This is a genomic window from Candidatus Methylobacter oryzae, assembly GCF_003994235.2.
In the GTDB taxonomy this organism is placed as follows: domain Bacteria; phylum Pseudomonadota; class Gammaproteobacteria; order Methylococcales; family Methylomonadaceae; genus Methylobacter_A; species Methylobacter_A oryzae.
Genome location: NZ_RYFG02000117.1, coordinates 70110 through 87790, shown reverse-complemented (window position 1 = coordinate 87790; position 17681 = coordinate 70110). Strand labels below are relative to the sequence as shown.

The window sequence follows — 17681 nt, the reverse complement described above, 5'->3', positions numbered from 1 at the left end:
CATGAATAACTTACTCCAGCCGGATCATTTGGAGGCCTTACGCTACAGCGTTATCAGCCAGATTGCCGAGATCTTGGAAAATCAGACCCGTACCAAGCGTTATGCAATGAGTATTTCCTGGCTTAATCGTAAGGTACACCAAGAGATTATCAGCATGTTGCAAGGGGTTGTGGCCACCGGCGATTTGGCGGCGTTGTCCCAAATAATATTGCAAGTCATTGAAACAACCGACAAGCTTGACCGGAGTCTTGACTTGCTGTTCCGGCAACGCAGTAACCAGTGGGAAACGAACGACCAGCACATCCAGAGTTTGATGGTGGAGTTTAATCAAACTTTGTACGAGTTGTCTTCGGTTCTCATTGAAAAGGACTTATTGGAACGGCAAAGCCGGGTATTGGAACGCATCATCTTGTCGCATGAACACGTCTCGCACTGGAAGGAGTTTGTACAGGAAATTCTGGCGGATTTTTACGCCATTTTTCCTTTTGATTTATTTTACATCGCTTTTGCCGAAGAAAACGGCTTGGTGCTTTATTTGTATTATATGGGGCAGTGCTCGGATGAAATAAGGGATCAGGCGCGCGGATTACTAAGCCAGCAAATGCTGCAAAGCATTGGACTGCCTCCCGATGCGGTACTGCATATTGAGGAATTTGTTATTTCCGGCGGAGCTCAAATCAAAACACACTTGGATATTCGTATGATTAGTGTGCCTGTGCCTAACCAATCCATTAACTTAGCCGGATTATTGGGCGTCGCTTACGCAGCCAAAAACAATCTATCGCCGCAAGAAGAAAGCATTATTCGCGCGATACTTGCGGTCATGGTCATGGTGGTGGGCTCAAGCAAAGTTTTATCGCGCTCGTTAGCGGAACTTGAATATTACGCAATTCATGACCCCCTTACCGGGCTGCACAATCGCCGCCATTTTAACGAAATTCTACAGTACGAAATCGGCCGCTCCGGACGCCACAAACATCAGTTCAGCCTGCTGATGCTCGATTTGGACGACTTCAAAGACATCAATGATTCCTACGGTCACCTCACCGGTGATTCAGCGCTGTGCGCAATTGCCAATGTCTTGAATGGACACACGCGCAACGGCGACCTTTGCGCCCGCATCGGCGGCGACGAATTTGCTATTATCCTGTCCGAAACAGGACCTGAAGGCGGTAAGAAAGTTGCTGAGAATGTAGGCCGAGCATTGCGTGAGATGACCATAACATCAGCCAGCGATAACCGCTTCCGTTTAACCGTATCCATCGGCTTGAGCAGTTATCCGATCAATGGCCTAACCGCCGACGAGCTGCTTGAAAACGCGGACGCCGCCATGTATACGGTCAAGAATATGGGCAAAGACAGTGTTTATGCCTTTGATGCAACGGATGCCCGCGTAAGCGCTCGCGAGGTGCGCGATATTGCAGAAAACCTGCGCGAGGCATTGAAAGAAGACCGCATCATTCCTTATTATCAACCCATTGTTAATTGTCAAACCGGCGAGCTTTACGCTTTTGAAGCACTGGCCCGGCTTAAATCGCCAACGGGCGAGATTACTTCGGCGGCAGCGTTTATTGAAACCATCGATAAATACGGCTTGGCGCGCGATCTCGACATTGCCATGATCAATAACGCATTTTCCGCCAAGCGCAATTGCATGGAAGCCAACCGGCCGGAAGCGAACGCAAAAATTTTCATCAATTTATCGGTACAAGAAATTCAAGGCCGAGGCATTTTGGGCTATGCGGAAGAACTCTGCCAGAAACTGCAGATTCCTCCCGAAAAGATTGTATTCGAGTTATTGGAGCGCGACGCCATCGGCGATATGACCAATATGCGCCGATTCCTGACCAACCTGCGCCGGAAAGGTTTTGCTTTTGCGCTGGACGATTTCGGCACCGGTTACAACTCGTTTCACTATTTACGGGAGTTACGTTTTGAATACGTCAAAATCGACGGCGAGTTCGTGCGCAACATACTTAACTCCAAAATAGATTATGCGTTGGTGCATAACTTATCGAAATTATGCCAGGACATCGATATTCTTACCGTCGCCGAATTTGTAGAGAATCAGGAAGTTTGGGAAGCGCTAAAGGATATGGGCATCAATTACGCCCAAGGCTATCATATCAGTAGGCCGAAGCCTGACATGCAATAAATGTTTTAATGGAACAGGACACTTTTAAGGCCGGCCCGGCTCCCTTTCGGGAAGCGGCCTTCAATAAAGTGGGCCGGTACCTTATCTGACGTATCTGAAGCAGCGTTATATTTTGTTTAATAAAAGCCTTAACGGAATCATCGCCGAAAAACCGAAGCCGTGCTTTTGATAAAAACGTTGCGCCGGCTCGTTATCGCTGTCGGTCAACAAGGTAATGCGTTTGCAGCCGTTCGAGCGCGCGATTTGAACGGCTTGCTGCAAAAGCAAGGAGCCCACGCCGGAACCGCGGGCATCGGGAGCAACGACCATGTCCTCCAGTAGCGCGACACGGCCGCCGAGCGCGGTCGATACGGTATACAAAAGATTGACCATGCCCACCGCCCTGCCCTGTTCGCGGGCAACGACAATGAGCCCAATCTCGGGGTTGCCGATGATTTGAGCCAAGCCGCGGCTTTGCGCTTCGCGGTCCGGCGTGAAATCGGCTTCTTGCGAAAACAAAATATCCAGCAACTCGCAAAGCGCCGGGATGTCTGACATATTTGCCGGGGTAATTTCCATTATTCAGCCGCCGCATCTTCGCGAATGCCTTGCATAAACCAGTTATTGGCTATCCGGTTATGCAGCTCTCCAACCTTGTTTTGCAGGCTGTCGAGAATACCGCGCAACTGCGCCTGGGTGGTTTGCCGGGTATCGATGGTTTGCACGTACGCTTCCAGTTTTGTGACCTCTTCCGGCAACGAATCGCAATTAGGCAGCGCATTAACGCAGCCGGCAATTTCAGCAAGACAACAACTGACCGAACGAGGCAGGTTCTCGTTCAGCAATAAAAAATTCAGCACATCGTCGCCGTTGACGCTGCTCCTGACATGCTGGCGATACATCAACTGGGCGTTCAGCGCCTTTAAGATATTGACCCACAAGATAGTTTCGTATTGACGCATTTCGTCGCTACGCGAATCGGCCAACAACAACGAAGCCAGGTCCAGAATCCGGCTGGTCATGTCGGCGCGTTCGATATTCTTACCCAAGCGAATAAACCGGTAAGGATGGTTATGGCTCATATAGCCCGACAACAACCCGGTAAAGCACTGGGAGCCTTTCAAAATCTCGTTCAAAAGCACAACGCGGCTGCTGCGGTTGTAGACCGAATCGATATTGTTTTTAACAAACAAGTACATTTCATTGACCTGCTCCCAGGCTTCATCGGGCAGCAAATCCCTGGAAGTGCGGATATTCTCCCTCGCTGCGCTTAAAGACGAAAACAGAGAGCACGGATAAGTGTCATCGATTAACAAGAACCGGGTCACATTGTGTTCGTTGGCGGATTTATATTTTTCATAGAATTGCTGTTCCGAAGCGTTGATACGGACGAGCTGCAACCATCCCATTTCAACGCCGTTAGGCAAGTCCATCAATAGATTCATATGCACACTGACCAGTCTGGCGATATTTTCAGTGCGTTCCAGGTAACGTGCCAGCCAATAAAGGCGTTCTGCTGAACGGGATAACATTAGTTGCGCTCCATATCGATGATCCAGGTATCTTTGCTGCCGCCGCCTTGCGAGGAGTTAACGACCAGCGAACCTTTTTTCAGTGCGACCCTGGTTAAGCCGCCGGCCGTAACGAAGGTGTTTTCGCCCTGCAAAATAAACGGCCGTAAATCGATGTGCCGAGGCTCAAGCTTGCCTTTGCACAACGTCGGTGCGGTTGAAATCGACAAGGTCGGTTGGGCAATATAATTGCGGGGATTTTTTTGGACAATTTTCCGGAACGCAGCTATTTCCCTGGTTGTCGCATGAGGCCCGACCAACATGCCGTAGCCGCCCGATTCATTCGCAGGCTTGACGACCAGTTCCGGCAAATGCGCCAGCACATAGTCCAGATGTTCAGGGTTATCGCACAAATAAGTTTGCACATTCGGCAAGATCGGTTCTTCGTTCAGGTAATAACGGATCATTTCAGGCACGTAGGCGTAAACCACTTTATCGTCCGCAACGCCGGCTCCGGGCGCATTAGCCAACGATACGTTGCCGGCTTTCCAGGCCCGCATCAGGCCCGGAACGCCCAACGCGGAATCTTTTCGGAATACTTCAGGATCGAGAAAATCATCGTCGATACGCCGATAAATCACATCGACTTTTTCCAAGCCTTCGATTGTGCGCATATACACGCAATCGTCGTCGTTGACGACCAGATCGCCGCCTTCGACCAGTTGCGCGCCCATTTGCTGGGCCAGATAAGCATGTTCGAAATAAGCCGAGTTATAAATGCCGGGCGTCAGCACGACGATTTGCGGCTTTTTGATATGCTCGGGCGCGATTGACGCCAGCATATCCTGCAAACGCCCCGGATAATCGTCGATAGGCAGGATGTCTATGTTTTGCAATATTTCCGGGAACACGCGCTTGGTAATGACGCGGTTTTCCAGCATGTAGGAAACGCCGGAAGGAACGCGTAAATTATCTTCCAGCACATACATGACGCCGTCTTTATCGCGTACCAGATCGGTGCCGCAAATGTTGGCCCAGACGTTGTGGCGGGGCTTCAAGCCGATACATTCTTTACGAAAGTTTTTTGAGCTATTAATAATCGCGCCGGGCATTTTGCCCGCCTTGATGAACTCCTGCTGATCGTAAACATCCGCTATAAAACAATTCAAAGCGGTCAAACGTTGCTTTAAACCTTTTTCTATTTTTCGCCATTCTATGGAACTAATAATGCGGGGGATGATGTCGAACGGCCAAGCCCGGTCTATATTGCCTTCGTCGCTGTAAACAGTGAAACTGATGCCCATCTCCAAAATGGCCAATTCAGCAGCCATTTTGCGTTTATCGATGTCGTTTTTGTTCAGCGAATTTAGATATTGGCATAAGCGATAGCTAATCGGTCTCGGTTGGAACTCTGAACACATCAGTTCATCGTAAGCACGATCGGTTTTGTAGTTTTCCCAAATTGATTTCATGGCGTTTCATAAGGCTAGTTGGCTTTAATGAAATAAGAGCATGATTTATGCCATCTCTTACACAGCATAAATGGCTTACACGGCCGCATGTTTGAGGACTAATGCACGGCCACCCGTATCTTTAAAGTAATAGCCGGTACGACGGCAGTTTCAAGAAGGATAAATAAGCCGGTTTTCGATCCGGCCCGCTCCAATTTGGTGCAGCTTGAGCTTCAAAATGAGCTGTTCGGGCAATTCATTGGCGTATTTGCGTCGTTCGCATGCATGGCTCTCGTCGTTATACGCAAGTCCCTATTTTGGCAGTCCTAGATTTGGCGGTAGCAGGGAAACATCCCGATAAGCAGACCTTCCAGGTTTTTAAAACCCGGAAGGTCTAACCCGCACAGCATTAAAAACAGGCGAAATGAAGACGATTTGCTTAACAGGAGTGCAAGCTCCGGCAAATGTTGCGGAAAATTGTTATCTCTCATCCCCTATACAAGACCGGCTAACCACTTGGTACAACACTTGCTTTATTTTCAACAATAAAACTTGTAGAGAGTCCATTATGCCAGCCATTAGCCATTCCTTATCGTTTCCTGTTCAGGGGGACAAAGAAAATTCAGCATTTTTTAACGAATACCTGATCAAACTGCTTGAAGAACGCGACCGCCTGGGCTTGAGCAACATGATTCATCAAATCGATGCGATGATGCTGACCGTCGAGCCCGGAAAATCGATTGAATATATCGGCGAACTCTGCCTGATGTCGCCTTACCATTACCTGGTTACGCTGGAAAGCGAATCGCACTGGACTCATGTTTTGCGCATCGATATGAGCGCGCCGGACCTGATCATACGGGAAGTGAAAAGCAACGATACCAAAGGCATTTTCCGCAGCCTGAACGAAGTGTTTCCAATCGGTTCCAGCAAGCCGCACAGCCGCTACATGGGAGAGATTTTAAGGGTAAGCAACCTGCATAAAGTGGTTAAGTTACAGCAGCAACGGGGCTTTTTGTTCTTTTCACAAGACGATGTCCGCAAGTTGGAACTGCCGGGCAATATAGCCATTACCAAACCCTCCCCTTATACCCATAACATTGTCGCGTATTTGGAGCGTCAAGCCGATGAGCCGCGCGTTTATGCGCTGGGCGTCAGCAGTATTCGCAGCGATGCCCGGCAAGCCTGCGAAACCGCCAAGCAGCGGCAAAAAGCGCTGGGCATCGACGGCTTGATTTTACCGGTCGATCATTTGGCGACGCGCATTTACAGCCAAAACCGTGAAGTCGCGATTTTGGAATGGCTATCGCTGTCGAGTTATTACTACTGGGGCTCGTTCGATATTGTCGATCAAAATTCATCGACCAATGTCACCAAAAGCATTCATTATGCCGACGAAATGCGCAGCCCCGCGAAAGTGTTTACCGCCAACAACACGCCGTATTTCGTCAACCATTTCAAGATATTCCCGTCGCCGACCGAGAACTTCGTGCGCAACTACGGCCCCCGGCTGCACCATATCGCCTTGGCCGTTAAAGACGGCAATCAGCACGGCGTAGAAAACATCGATTTCGTCGTCGATGCGATTAGCGAGCAAGGCAAAAGCTTTTTGCTGGATGTGATCGGTTCGAAAGACGAAGGCTTAAAACAGATTTTTTCCAGCGCTTCCGAACATTCCTCGTTGATTATCGAGTATGTGCAGCGCTTCGGCGGCTTCCAGGGTTTCTTTACCAAGGATAATGTTGCCGAACTGACGCATGCGGCGGGTATCGAAGAGGAACTGTTGCGGATGCAGAATGAAGCGCAAAAAGCTGTCGGGGTTTAATAGGAACATTGTCCACGAACAGCACGAAAGCCGCGAAAAATAAGCGCTATGTTCACTTGTGCGGGGCAGGATTTCCCTCGTTCCCACGCGCTGCGTCCTGCTTCGATATGCCCGGCATTTAAGCTTGAGCGCACCTTGACTGCAACGAAATAAAGCTCCCGCTTGAAAACTAGCGCAATCCGGCTCTTTTTTCGTGCTTTTCGTGGACTTCGCTTTTAGAACTTTTTGTAACGCTGATACTTCGGCAATAGGAACGAAATCATGACCATTCGAGTCGCTGTCAACCACAAAACCGTCTACAGCTTTGACAGACCGGTAGCCCTGTCGCCGCATGTATTCAGGCTGCGCCCGGCGGTGCATAGCCGGACGCCGATCAAAGGCTACAGCTTGCGTATTGAGCCTGAAAACCACTTTATCAACTGGCAGCAGGACCCGTTCGGCAACCTGCTGGCGCGGGTCGTGTTTCCCGAAAAATGCACAAAGCTCAGCATTGAAGTTGAAGTCATCGCCGATATGACGGTCATCAATCCGTTCGATTTCTTTGTCGAAGATTATGCCGAACATTATCCGTTTCAATACGATACGCTGTTGCAAAAAGAGTTGCAGCCTTACCTGGAAATCACCGAGCAAGGCCCTTTGCTGAAGCAATGGCTGGCCGGCTTTAATCTCGATAAACGCAACACTAACGACTTCCTGGTCGATGTAAACCGCAAGATTTTCCAGGCGATCGGCTACAACATACGCATGGAAGCCGGCGTCCAAAGCTGCGAAGACACGCTGACCAAACTCAGCGGTTCTTGCCGGGATTCGGCCTGGCTGCTGGTGCAGACATTGCGCCATTTAGGACTGGCGGCGCGCTTTGTGTCCGGCTATCTGGTGCAATTGACCGCCGACGTCAAAGCGCTGGACGGCCCATCCGGGCCGGAACAGGATTTCACAGACTTGCATGCCTGGACTGAAGTCTATATTCCCGGAGCCGGTTGGATAGGGCTTGATCCGACCTCCGGCTTGCTGGCCGGCGAGGGCCATATCCCGCTGGCCTGCACGCCCGATCCGGCCGGCGCCGCGCCGGTCGACGGCGGCACCGATAAATGCGAAGTGAAATTTTCATTCAGCAACACGGTCGTGCGTTTGCACGAAGACCCGCGCGTAACCAAGCCTTATAGCGACGAGCAATGGCAGCGCATTGACGCGCTGGGCCGACGAGTCGACCGGCAATTGCTGGCTGACGATGTGCGCCTGACAATGGGCGGCGAACCGACGTTTGTCTCCGTTGACGACATGGAAGGCGCGGAATGGAACGTTGCCGCCGACGGTCCGCACAAACGCGAGCTGGCCAATGCGCTGACCCAACGCTTGCGCGACCGCTTTGCCAAAGGCGCGATGCTGCATTACGGACAGGGCAAATGGTATCCCGGCGAAGCTCTGCCGCGCTGGCAGTACGGCATTTTCTGGCGCAAAGACAACGTTCCGATTTGGCGCAATGCCGAATTGCTGGCCGATATTAATAAAGATTACGGCCATAGCGTTGAACAGGCCGAATTATTTATCAAGCAATTGACCTTACGTCTGGGCCTGCAACCGCGCTATATCAAGACCGCTTTTGAAGACTGTTTTTACTATCTCTGGCAGGAAGGAACGCTGCCGGAAAATATCGATCCATTAAAAACCGACCTGAAAGATTCGCTTGAACGCCTTACCTTGACGCAACTGCTCGATGCCGGTTTAGGCAAGCCCGCAGGTTTCGCGCTGCCGGTAAAATGGGACTGGTCGCAGCAAAAATGGCAAAGCGGCCCCTGGGATTTTCGCCGTGGTCCGATGTTTCTGCTACCGGGCAATTCGCCTATCGGCATGCGTTTGCCATTAAACAGTTTGCCTTGGATAGCCCCGGACAAACGCGATAGCCAGGACGCGCAAAGCCTGTTTCAGGAACTACCGGAACTGGGCGATTATTACGGCGAGATCTCGCGCCGTTACAGCCATATCGAGAAAAAACTGAAAGCTCATGCCGAGCTGAGCGAACAGGACTCCGGCGACCAGCAAAGCGTCGAAGTTGAAGTGCCGCATACCGCCGTTTGCGTCGAAGCCCGCGAAGGCCGCGTACATATCTTTCTGCCGCCGCTGACTTCGCTGGAACATTATCTGGAGCTGATCGCCGCCGTTGAAGCGACCGCGGAAAACCTGGCTATCCCGGCGGTATTGGAAGGCTACGAACCGCCAAGGGATTACCGCATCGAGCGCCTGATGGTAACGCCCGATCCCGGCGTGATCGAAGTCAATATTCATCCGTCGAAAAGCTGGCAAGAGCTGGTCGACAAGACCACGATTCTGTATGAGCAGGCGCGCCAGGTCAGGCTCGGTACCGAAAAATTCATGCTCGACGGCCGTCATACCGGAACCGGCGGCGGCAACCATATCACGATCGGCGCCGAAACGCCGGCCGACAGCCCATTGCTGCGCCGCCCCGACTTATTGCGCAGCCTGATCACTTACTGGCAGCATCATCCCGGCTTATCGTACCTGTTTTCCGGCATGTTTATCGGCCCAACCAGCCAAGCGCCGCGGGTTGACGAAGGCCGCGACGAAAAGTTGTATGAACTGGAAATCGCGTTCCAGCAAATGCCGGAAGGCGAAGTGCCCTCCCCTTGGCTGGTCGATCGCTTGCTGCGGCATTTACTGACCGACATCACCGGCAACACCCATCGGTCCGAGTTTTGCATCGATAAGCTCTATTCGCCGGACAGTTCGAGCGGACGCTTGGGCATTCTGGAATTGCGCGCGTTTGAGATGCCGCCGCATGCACGGATGTCGTTGGTGCAAACCTTACTTTTGCGTGCTTTGATCGCCTGGTTTTGGCGTAAACCTTACAAACACGGCCTGATCCGTTGGGGCACGGAATTACATGACCGTTTCATGCTGCCGCACTATGTCCGCGAGGATATGAAACAAGTCTGCAAGGATTTGCAACGGGCCGGCTACCCTTTTGAGCTGGAATGGCTGGAGCCGTTTTTCGAATTCCGTTTTCCGCGTTACGGCAACACGATGATAGACGGCATCGACCTGGAAATGCGTTTTGCGATTGAACCCTGGCATGTGCTCGGCGAAGAAATCGGCAGCACCGGCACCGCGCGTTACGTCGATTCGTCGGTAGAACGCGTCCAGGTCAAAGTGACAGGCTTTACCGAAGGCCGCTATCTATTAACTTGTAACGGCCGGCGCTTGCCGTTGCGCAACACCGGCCGCAAAGGCGAATATGTCGCCGGCGTGCGCTATCGCGCCTGGCAGCCGCCGTCCGCATTGCATCCGACGATCGGCCCGCATGTGCCGCTGGTGATCGACGTGATCGATACCTGGAACGGACATTCGGTCGGCGGTTGCACTTATCATGTCGCCCACCCCGGCGGCCGCAGTTACGACATATTTCCGGTCAACAGTTACGAAGCCGAGGCGCGGCGCGTAACCCGCTTTTGGGATTTCGGCCATACCCCCGGCATTATTACCCGTCCGCCAACAATAATGCAGACTGTAGCAGCGCCCGGACAGCCCGAATTGGCCGGATTTAGCGTTAACGAAACAACACCCAGACCGACGATACCGCCGATTGAGGAGCTAAATCATGAATATCCGTTTACAATGGACCTCCGGCACCGAGGCGGATAAAGCCAAAGTCCGCGGATTATTCTAAAATATGGGCCGCGTAGGGTAAGGGGCGTACCGTTAATTTCGACGACGCGCCCTATGCGGCTAAAAATTTTAGAAAGTATTTTTTCAAGCAGGAGCTTGGAAATCAGTAAGTGAACATGAGCGATCATGTCATCAGCTGCGTAGGATGTTAAACAGCCTACGAGCTAAATAAAATTAAGTGATGGTGGAACCATCAACTTGGAGATTGATGCAAATGACCGATAAATTAAAAAAACTACCTGCGGCCATATTGACGCTGGATGATAAAAATTACGAACTGCCCACTTTGGTCGGTGTCGAGGGCGAAAAAGCCATAGACATTTCCAAATTGCGTAGCCAAAGTAATTACGTAACCTTGGATGAAGGCTATGGCAATACCGCCAGCTGTGAAAGTTCAATCACCTATATCGACGGCGAGAAAGGCATATTGCGTTATCGCGGTTATCCTATCGAGGAACTGGCCGAAAAGTCGCGCTTTATTGAAGTCTCCTATTTACTGCTGAATGGCGAGCTGCCTAACAGCCGGCAATTATCGGACTTTTCAACCCGGCTTAACGAGTCTTCGATCATTCCCGAAGACATGCACCATTTTTTTAACGGCTTCCCGCGCGGCTCGCACCCGATGGGTATTTTGGCGACGATGGTTGCGTCGTTATCGACGTTCTACCCGATCCCGGACCGTCTTGACGCAGCATCCGAACAGCAGATCGTTATCAATTTGATCTCCCAAGTGCGCACGATCGCGGCTTTTTCGTATAAGAAATCGATCGGCGAACCGTTGATTTATCCTTCCTACAAGCTCAAATATGTGCGCAACTTCTTGAACATGATGTTCTCGTCGCCGGTACGCGATTACCAGTTGGACGACGATATTGTCCGGGCTATCGATATGTTCCTGATCCTGCACGCCGACCACGAACAAAATTGCAGCACCTCTTCGGTGCGGACCGCAGGCTCAAGCTTGGCGAATGTCTACGCGGTGGCTTCGGCCGGCATCGCCGCATTGTGGGGGCCACGCCACGGCGGAGCCAACCAGGAAGTCATCCATATGCTTGAACAAATACATGCCGACGGCGGCGACGGCACCGAGTTCATCAATCAGGCCAAGGACAAAAACTCGCCTAACCGCTTGATGGGTTTCGGCCACCGCGTGTATAAGAATTTCGATCCTCGCGCGATGGTATTAAAGAAACAATGCGACAAACTGTTCGACAAAGCCGGCGTCAGCGATCCGTTGTTCGACATTGCCCGCAGACTCGAAGAAATCGCGTTGAAAGACGATTACTTCATCTCCCGCAAACTGTACCCGAACGTCGATTTTTATTCCGGCCTGATTCTGCGCGCGGCCGGCATACCGACCAACATGTACACGGTATTATTCGCTATCGGCCGCATGCCCGGCTGGCTCGCGCACTGGCGGGAAATGCTGCACGGCGAACAAGTCGTCATTACCCGTCCCCGGCAGATCTATGTCGGCGAACCGTTGCGCCACTATAAAAGCGTTGAAGAGCGGCCTTAAGGTCCACGAAAAGCACGAAAGACACGAAAAGACCTATTATGCAGCTATAGAAGCTTAATCCGGTTAAGCTTCATTAATAACGGCATTTAAAGATGCAACACGGATGCGACGTATCGGCACGGATTTTTACGAGGCTAACTTCTTATAAAGTTCTCCGGTATTTTGGAGTGCAGGCTTTGAACATGAATCGGAAATTCATATTCGGCTATCTGTGTCAATTCGTAAAAATCCGTGTTCTTTATTAGTTGTCATCAATGTATTTTAATGACTTGCAACACCTAAGTTTATTCAACTTTTCGTGACTTTCGTGGACAATTCTTTTGGCATTAGCACAACAAGGCCGTAACGTGAGCGAATCCACCAACGATATTGGCGCGCAATTTTATGCGACCAAACTTGGCGTTTACGATGAAATGGTTGCCAAGGAACATAAAGTGCTGCCGTACTGGGAGCGCTTCATGGACTCGCTTGCAACGCTGGGCAGAGGCCAGCTGGAATTGCGCCGCCGCGAAGCCCAGCGCCTGTTGCGCGAAAACGGCGTCACCTACAATGTTTACGGCGATGCGCAAAAACTGACTAGGCCCTGGCGGCTCGACCCTATTCCGCTATTGCTCGGCAGCGAAGACTGGCTGCCTATCGAAGCCGGCCTCAAGCAACGCGCCGAACTGCTGAACCTGATTTTAAAAGATATTTACGGCAAGCAGCACCTGCTGAAAAAAGGCCTGCTGCCCAGTGAGCTGGTGCTCGCGCATGACGGCTTTTTGCATCCTTGCGTCGGCGCCCTGTCCCAACTGCAACGCGAACTGATTGTTTATTCGGCCAACCTCGCCCGCGGCCATAATGGCCGAATGCTGGTCCTGGACGACCGCACCCAGGCGCCGTCCGGCGCCGGCTATGCGCTGGAAAACCGCACCGTGATGACGCGGGTATTGCCCGACATTTTCCGCGAAACCCAAGTCAACCGGCTGTCCGGCTTTTTTAGAGCCTTGCGTAAAGGGCTGGCCGATATTGCGCCGCATAATAAAGAAGACCCGCGGATTGTGATACTGACGCCGGGCTCGCTTAACGAAACCTATTTTGAACACGCTTATTTGTCGTCTTATCTTGGCTTTTCGCTGGTGCAAGGCGACGACCTGACCGTACGCGACGGCCGCGTCTGGCTTAAATCGCTGGACGGTCTGCAACCGGTCGACGTAATTTTGCGCCGCGTCGACGATTCATTCTGCGATCCGCTGGAATTGCGCAGCGCTTCCCGGCTCGGCGTTGCCGGATTGCTGGAAGCCGTGCGCCGTAACAATGTCGCGATTGCGAATCCGTTGGGCAGCAGCATCTTGGAAAATCCCGGATTACTGCCGTTTCTACCTAAGCTGTCGCGGTATTTTTTAAATGAAGAATTGCTGCTGCCGTCGATTGCGACATGGTGGTGCGGCCAGCGCCTTGAACGGGATTTTGTGTTGCAAAATCTTGGCCGGCTGGTCATTAAACCGATCAATCGCAGTTCCGGGAACAATGCCCTGTTCGGCGCGCTATTAAGCGCCAACGAGAAAGAGCTTTTACGCTCCGCGATTACCGCCAAACCGCATTGTTACGTCGGCCAGGAGCATGTCGATTTCTCTACGGTGCCGTCATTTGTCGACCACCATATTGAGCCGCGTTTTTCGGTATTGCGGAGTTTCATCGTTGCTGGCAGCGACGATTATCACGTGATGCCCGGCGGCCTTACCCGGATTGCCCGGCAGCAGGACGATTTTATCGTGTCAAACCAGGCCGGCGGCATCAGCAAGGACACCTGGGTGTTGACTAACGAACCGGACAAGCACACCAGCTTATGGTTCCAGCCCGGCCAGGACGGGATCTTGTCCGCGGATATCGAGCCGTTAACCAGCCGGACCGCAAACAACCTGTTTTGGGTCGGCAGATACCTGGAGCGCATTAAAGCCGCTACCCGCCTGATGCGCATGACCTTGCTGAAGTTAGCGGAAGCCAGGGAACTTGACGATCCGCTCGACAGCCAAAGCCTGAACGTTTTGCTAAACGCGTTAACGCAAGTGACCGGCACCTATCCGGGCTTTGTAAGCAGCGATGCGTCTTTATTGAAAGACCCTCAGCCTGAATTACTGGCACTGGCTAAAAACAGCAATCGCTCCGGCACTCTGGCGACCAACATTCAAGCGTTCGCGCAAACCGCGTTCAGCATTCGCGATGTCTGGTCGCAGGATACCTGGCGTTGCGTCGATAATATTCAACGGCGCTGGCAGCAACGGGTCGTGAACAATCATTGCGACCTGGAGCAATTGCAAAAAAGCCTGGACGATTTGATTACCGGCTTTGTCGCATTCATCGGCCTGACCACCGAAAGCATGACCCGCGAAGCCGGTTGGTTGATGCTCGATAGCGGCCGCCGCTTGGAGCATGCGCTGGCGTTGATCTCGCTACTGCGCGCCACGGTCGTGCAGCGCCATGAAGCGGCCTTGCAAAACCAGCTGCTGGAAGCGGTGTTGATGTCTACCGACAGTTTGAGCATTTACCGGCGCCGCTACCGGGCATTCATTAAATTGCCGATGGTGCTGGATTTATTGCTGATGGATGAAGCGCACCCGCGTTCGCTGGCCTATCAACTACGCCAGTTGTCCGATCATATCGCGGCATTGCCGGGAGAACGCGGCAACAGGCAGCTGAGCGAAGAAGAACGCTTAATCCTCAAAGCCTACACCGACCTGCGTTTGATTAAAATTCCCGAACTGCTTAAGGCCGACGACGATGCCGGAATTTATACGGAGCTGGAGAACGTTTTGTCGGCGATGACCGAACAATTATGGCGGCTTTATGAAGTGCTTGCGCAAGCCTATTTCAGCCATTCGGAAATGCCGCAGTTGATTACGCCGACGCACGCGGAGGATGAGTTGTGAAATACCGCATTACTCACAGCACGCTTTACGAATACCATCAACTGGTCGGCTTGTGCCAGAACGAGGCCAGATTGCAGCCCCGCGATTTTTGGCGTCAACGCTGTCAAAGCAGCCGTTTTGAGATCAGCCCCGAACCTAGCGACTTTAGCGAACGCGAGGATTTTTTCGGCAATCGCGTCGCTTATTTTGCGATACAGCAGGCGCATCAACGTTTGATGGTGACTGTTGTCAGCGAAGTTGAGACATTTCCGAAGCAAAGCCGCGACGACTTGGCTAATTCAATAACCTGGGAGCAAGCGCGCGAGCAGTTGCAAGGCAATCCCGGACAAGCACAAAATGTCTGCGATGAACTGCTCGACGCGAAACTGTTCCTGCTCGACTCGCCGATGGTCGTTGCCACTGACGAACTGGCCGCTTACGCCCGAAACTCATTCTTACCGAATCGTCCATTGGTGCAAGCCGTGACCGATTTGATGCAGCGCATCCATAACGATTTTACTTACGATTCGAGCAGCACCACGATTGCGACGCCGTTATCCGAGGTGCTGCAATTCCGCCGCGGCGTCTGCCAGGATTTTGCCCATTTGGCGATTGGCTGCCTGCGCTCTTTCGGCATTGCCGCGCGTTATGTCAGCGGTTATCTGGAAACCCTGCCGTTGCCCGGCAAGCAGCGTTTGGTCGGGGCCGACGCCTCGCATGCCTGGTTTGCGGTGTACGTACCGGACGCCGGCTGGCTGGAATTCGATCCCACCAATAATGCTGTGCCGTTCGATCAACATATCACGTTGGCGTGGGGACGGGACTATGCGGACGTCACTCCGCTGAAAGGCATTGCCTTCGGCGGCGGCCAGCATACCTTATCGGTATCGGTGGACGTGCTCAGGTTGGAATAGCGGCCTCCTCCGTTAGCGTTTCTGCAATGCCAGGCAGTGAAGCTTTATGCCGTCGCAAATCGTTTGTAACGGTAAATGGCTCAGGCTTTCGGTAGCGAATGGATTTTGCAGCTCGATGCCAATCCTGTCCAAAGCCAACAACGGATAAGCGACGAGAAAGAAGATAAACACCGCGCTGAAGCCCAAATTCTCTATTAAAGAAAACGGCAGCAGTAATAAAAAAGTCAAAATGAAGCGCCGGGCTTTGATTGCGTAGACCAACGGCATTGGCGTTTTTAAGATTCTCTCGCAGCCGCCCAGGTAATCGATCAACAAAGTCCGCTGTCCTTCCAAACCCATAAAAACAAAGCCGTCGATATAATTCCCGGCCCTGCCCTGCTGTATTAACGCGGCTATTTTATTCGCGGCAAACATAGGCATGTGCACTGCGGATTTCAACTCGCCCAACTCCCGCTCGTTCAAAAGATCGGTTAGATGATTGAAATTGTTGCTATTGCGTAAAGATTCTTTCGCCGCAAAAGAAAATGTCACCGTCCATTTCACTATTTCCGTACGCCATAAACGCTGTTCAGGGCCGGAATCAGGAATCTGGCTGTAATTCAACGACTCAATCACGATATTCCTGCTTTGATTAACAATGCCTCCCCATAATTTCCGCGCCTCCCACCAGCGCTCGTGACCGGCATTAGTCCGAAACACCAGGACCAAACCGAGTACCGCGCCGGTATATTCAAACGGCGTCACGTCAAGATGCGGCAACGGCCGCCAATACTGGTCCAATGCAACGATCAAGCCGCAATAACAGGTCATCAACAGCAGGCTGGGCAAAATACGCGGCGTAACCGAGCCACGCCACATTAAAGCGCTACGTAAGAAATCCGGCGATTCCTCTTTATTGCTATGTAATTCTGTAGAACTTTTCATGCTATTCCCGTTAGTTAGAATAAAAGCAGTAAAACCATCTTTAAATAATAGTAACACTATCTTTTAAAGACGCAATACTTCGGTTATCATTTCTCTAGTGAAACGCAGCAACCCTTTTTAGCTTGACGGAAAACGATGGAAATACAGTTACAAATTAAAATGAATGAAAAATTATTTCTCAGGGATCCGGTACAATCGGAACTGGGCAAAAAAATCATTCTGCACAGTATTCAGTTAATTCACCAAAGCGGCTTTGAAGCGTTCACGTTTAAAAAACTGGCGGAGGCGATCGGTACAACCGAAGCCGGCATTTACCGGTATTTTGAAAACAAGCACCGTTTGCTGATGTACATTACGGCCTGGTATTGGAGCTGGCTTGAATACCAGGTTGCTTTTCATACCCACAACATCCAAGACCCTGTCGTTAAACTAAAAAAGATCATTCAATTGTTGGCGACGGCCGTGGAAGACGATGTTGCCACCAGCCATATCGACGAAAGCCTTTTGCACCAGATCATCATTACCGAAGGCTCCAAAGCCTACCTGACCCGGAAAGTGTCGGAGGACAACAAGGACCACCTGTTCAAACCTTACAAGGATCTTTGCGCCAAGATCGGCAACATCATCCTGGAATGCAAACCGGACTATCAATACCCGAAATCGCTGTCGAGCACGATTATCGAAATGGCGCATTTCCAGAATTTTTTCATGAATAACCTGCCGTCGCTGACCGACTTCGGCCGCAGCAAAGACGAGTCGGAAATTGTAAATTTTATAGAAAACCTAGTATTTTCCAGTTTAAATCGTCCGGCAAAAACGGAGGAATAAATC

11 protein-coding genes are annotated in these 17681 nt (G+C 51.6%); 7 read left to right on the top strand and 4 right to left on the bottom strand.

Annotation, left to right across the window (positions count from 1 at the left end; translation table 11 throughout):
* Nucleotide 1 precedes the first annotated feature (1 nt).
* Nucleotides 2-2155 carry a putative bifunctional diguanylate cyclase/phosphodiesterase gene (locus tag EKO24_RS18885; RefSeq protein ID WP_127029615.1) on the top strand — a complete coding sequence of 718 codons (2154 nt, stop codon included), beginning with the start codon at nucleotides 2-4 and terminating at the stop codon, nucleotides 2153-2155.
* Nucleotides 2156-2260: 105 nt separating this feature from the next.
* Here EKO24_RS18885 and EKO24_RS18880 read toward each other — a convergent pair whose 3' ends face one another.
* The 3 genes from EKO24_RS18880 to EKO24_RS18870 are packed head-to-tail and all read right to left on the bottom strand — an operon-like array spanning nucleotide 2261 to nucleotide 5117.
* Complete coding sequence (locus EKO24_RS18880) at nucleotides 2261-2713, bottom strand: GNAT family N-acetyltransferase (RefSeq protein ID WP_127029616.1); 453 nt, start codon at nucleotides 2711-2713, stop codon at nucleotides 2261-2263.
* Nucleotides 2713-3666: an alpha-E domain-containing protein gene (locus tag EKO24_RS18875; protein ID WP_127029617.1), complete on the bottom strand. Its 954-nt coding sequence runs from the start codon at nucleotides 3664-3666 to the stop codon at nucleotides 2713-2715. The genes EKO24_RS18880 and EKO24_RS18875 overlap by 1 nt, the downstream gene beginning before the upstream one ends.
* Nucleotides 3666-5117 carry a circularly permuted type 2 ATP-grasp protein gene (locus EKO24_RS18870; protein WP_127029618.1) on the bottom strand — a complete coding sequence of 484 codons (1452 nt, stop codon included), beginning with the start codon at nucleotides 5115-5117 and terminating at the stop codon, nucleotides 3666-3668. The genes EKO24_RS18875 and EKO24_RS18870 overlap by 1 nt, the downstream gene beginning before the upstream one ends.
* A 547-nt stretch (nucleotides 5118-5664) precedes the next feature.
* On the opposite strand from EKO24_RS18870, the gene EKO24_RS18865 reads away from it, so the two are divergent.
* From EKO24_RS18865 to EKO24_RS18845, 5 genes are all read left to right on the top strand, one after another.
* The gene (locus tag EKO24_RS18865; protein WP_206667312.1) at nucleotides 5665-6921 is read left to right on the top strand and encodes a hypothetical protein; all 1257 of its coding nucleotides are present in this window, start codon (nucleotides 5665-5667) and stop codon (nucleotides 6919-6921) included.
* A gap of 261 nt (nucleotides 6922-7182) precedes the next feature.
* Nucleotides 7183-10581 carry a transglutaminase family protein gene (locus tag EKO24_RS18860; protein WP_127029619.1) on the top strand — a complete coding sequence of 1133 codons (3399 nt, stop codon included), beginning with the start codon at nucleotides 7183-7185 and terminating at the stop codon, nucleotides 10579-10581.
* Between the two features lie 238 nt (nucleotides 10582-10819).
* Complete coding sequence (locus tag EKO24_RS18855; protein WP_127029620.1) at nucleotides 10820-12124, top strand: citrate synthase; 1305 nt, start codon at nucleotides 10820-10822, stop codon at nucleotides 12122-12124.
* 320 nt (nucleotides 12125-12444) lie between these two features.
* Nucleotides 12445-15033 carry a circularly permuted type 2 ATP-grasp protein gene (locus EKO24_RS18850; protein ID WP_241674691.1) on the top strand — a complete coding sequence of 863 codons (2589 nt, stop codon included), beginning with the start codon at nucleotides 12445-12447 and terminating at the stop codon, nucleotides 15031-15033.
* Nucleotides 15030-15926: a transglutaminase family protein gene (locus EKO24_RS18845; protein WP_127029621.1), complete on the top strand. Its 897-nt coding sequence runs from the start codon at nucleotides 15030-15032 to the stop codon at nucleotides 15924-15926. Before EKO24_RS18850 ends, EKO24_RS18845 begins: the two co-directional genes overlap by 4 nt.
* A 12-nt stretch (nucleotides 15927-15938) precedes the next feature.
* Here EKO24_RS18845 and EKO24_RS18840 read toward each other — a convergent pair whose 3' ends face one another.
* Complete coding sequence (locus EKO24_RS18840; RefSeq protein WP_127029622.1) at nucleotides 15939-16850, bottom strand: bestrophin family protein; 912 nt, start codon at nucleotides 16848-16850, stop codon at nucleotides 15939-15941.
* A gap of 159 nt (nucleotides 16851-17009) precedes the next feature.
* Between EKO24_RS18840 and EKO24_RS18835 the strand changes: the two genes are divergently transcribed.
* Nucleotides 17010-17678, top strand: a complete 669-nt coding sequence (locus tag EKO24_RS18835) for a TetR/AcrR family transcriptional regulator (protein ID WP_241674690.1) — start codon at nucleotides 17010-17012, stop codon at nucleotides 17676-17678.
* Nucleotides 17679-17681: the final 3 nt, after the last annotated feature.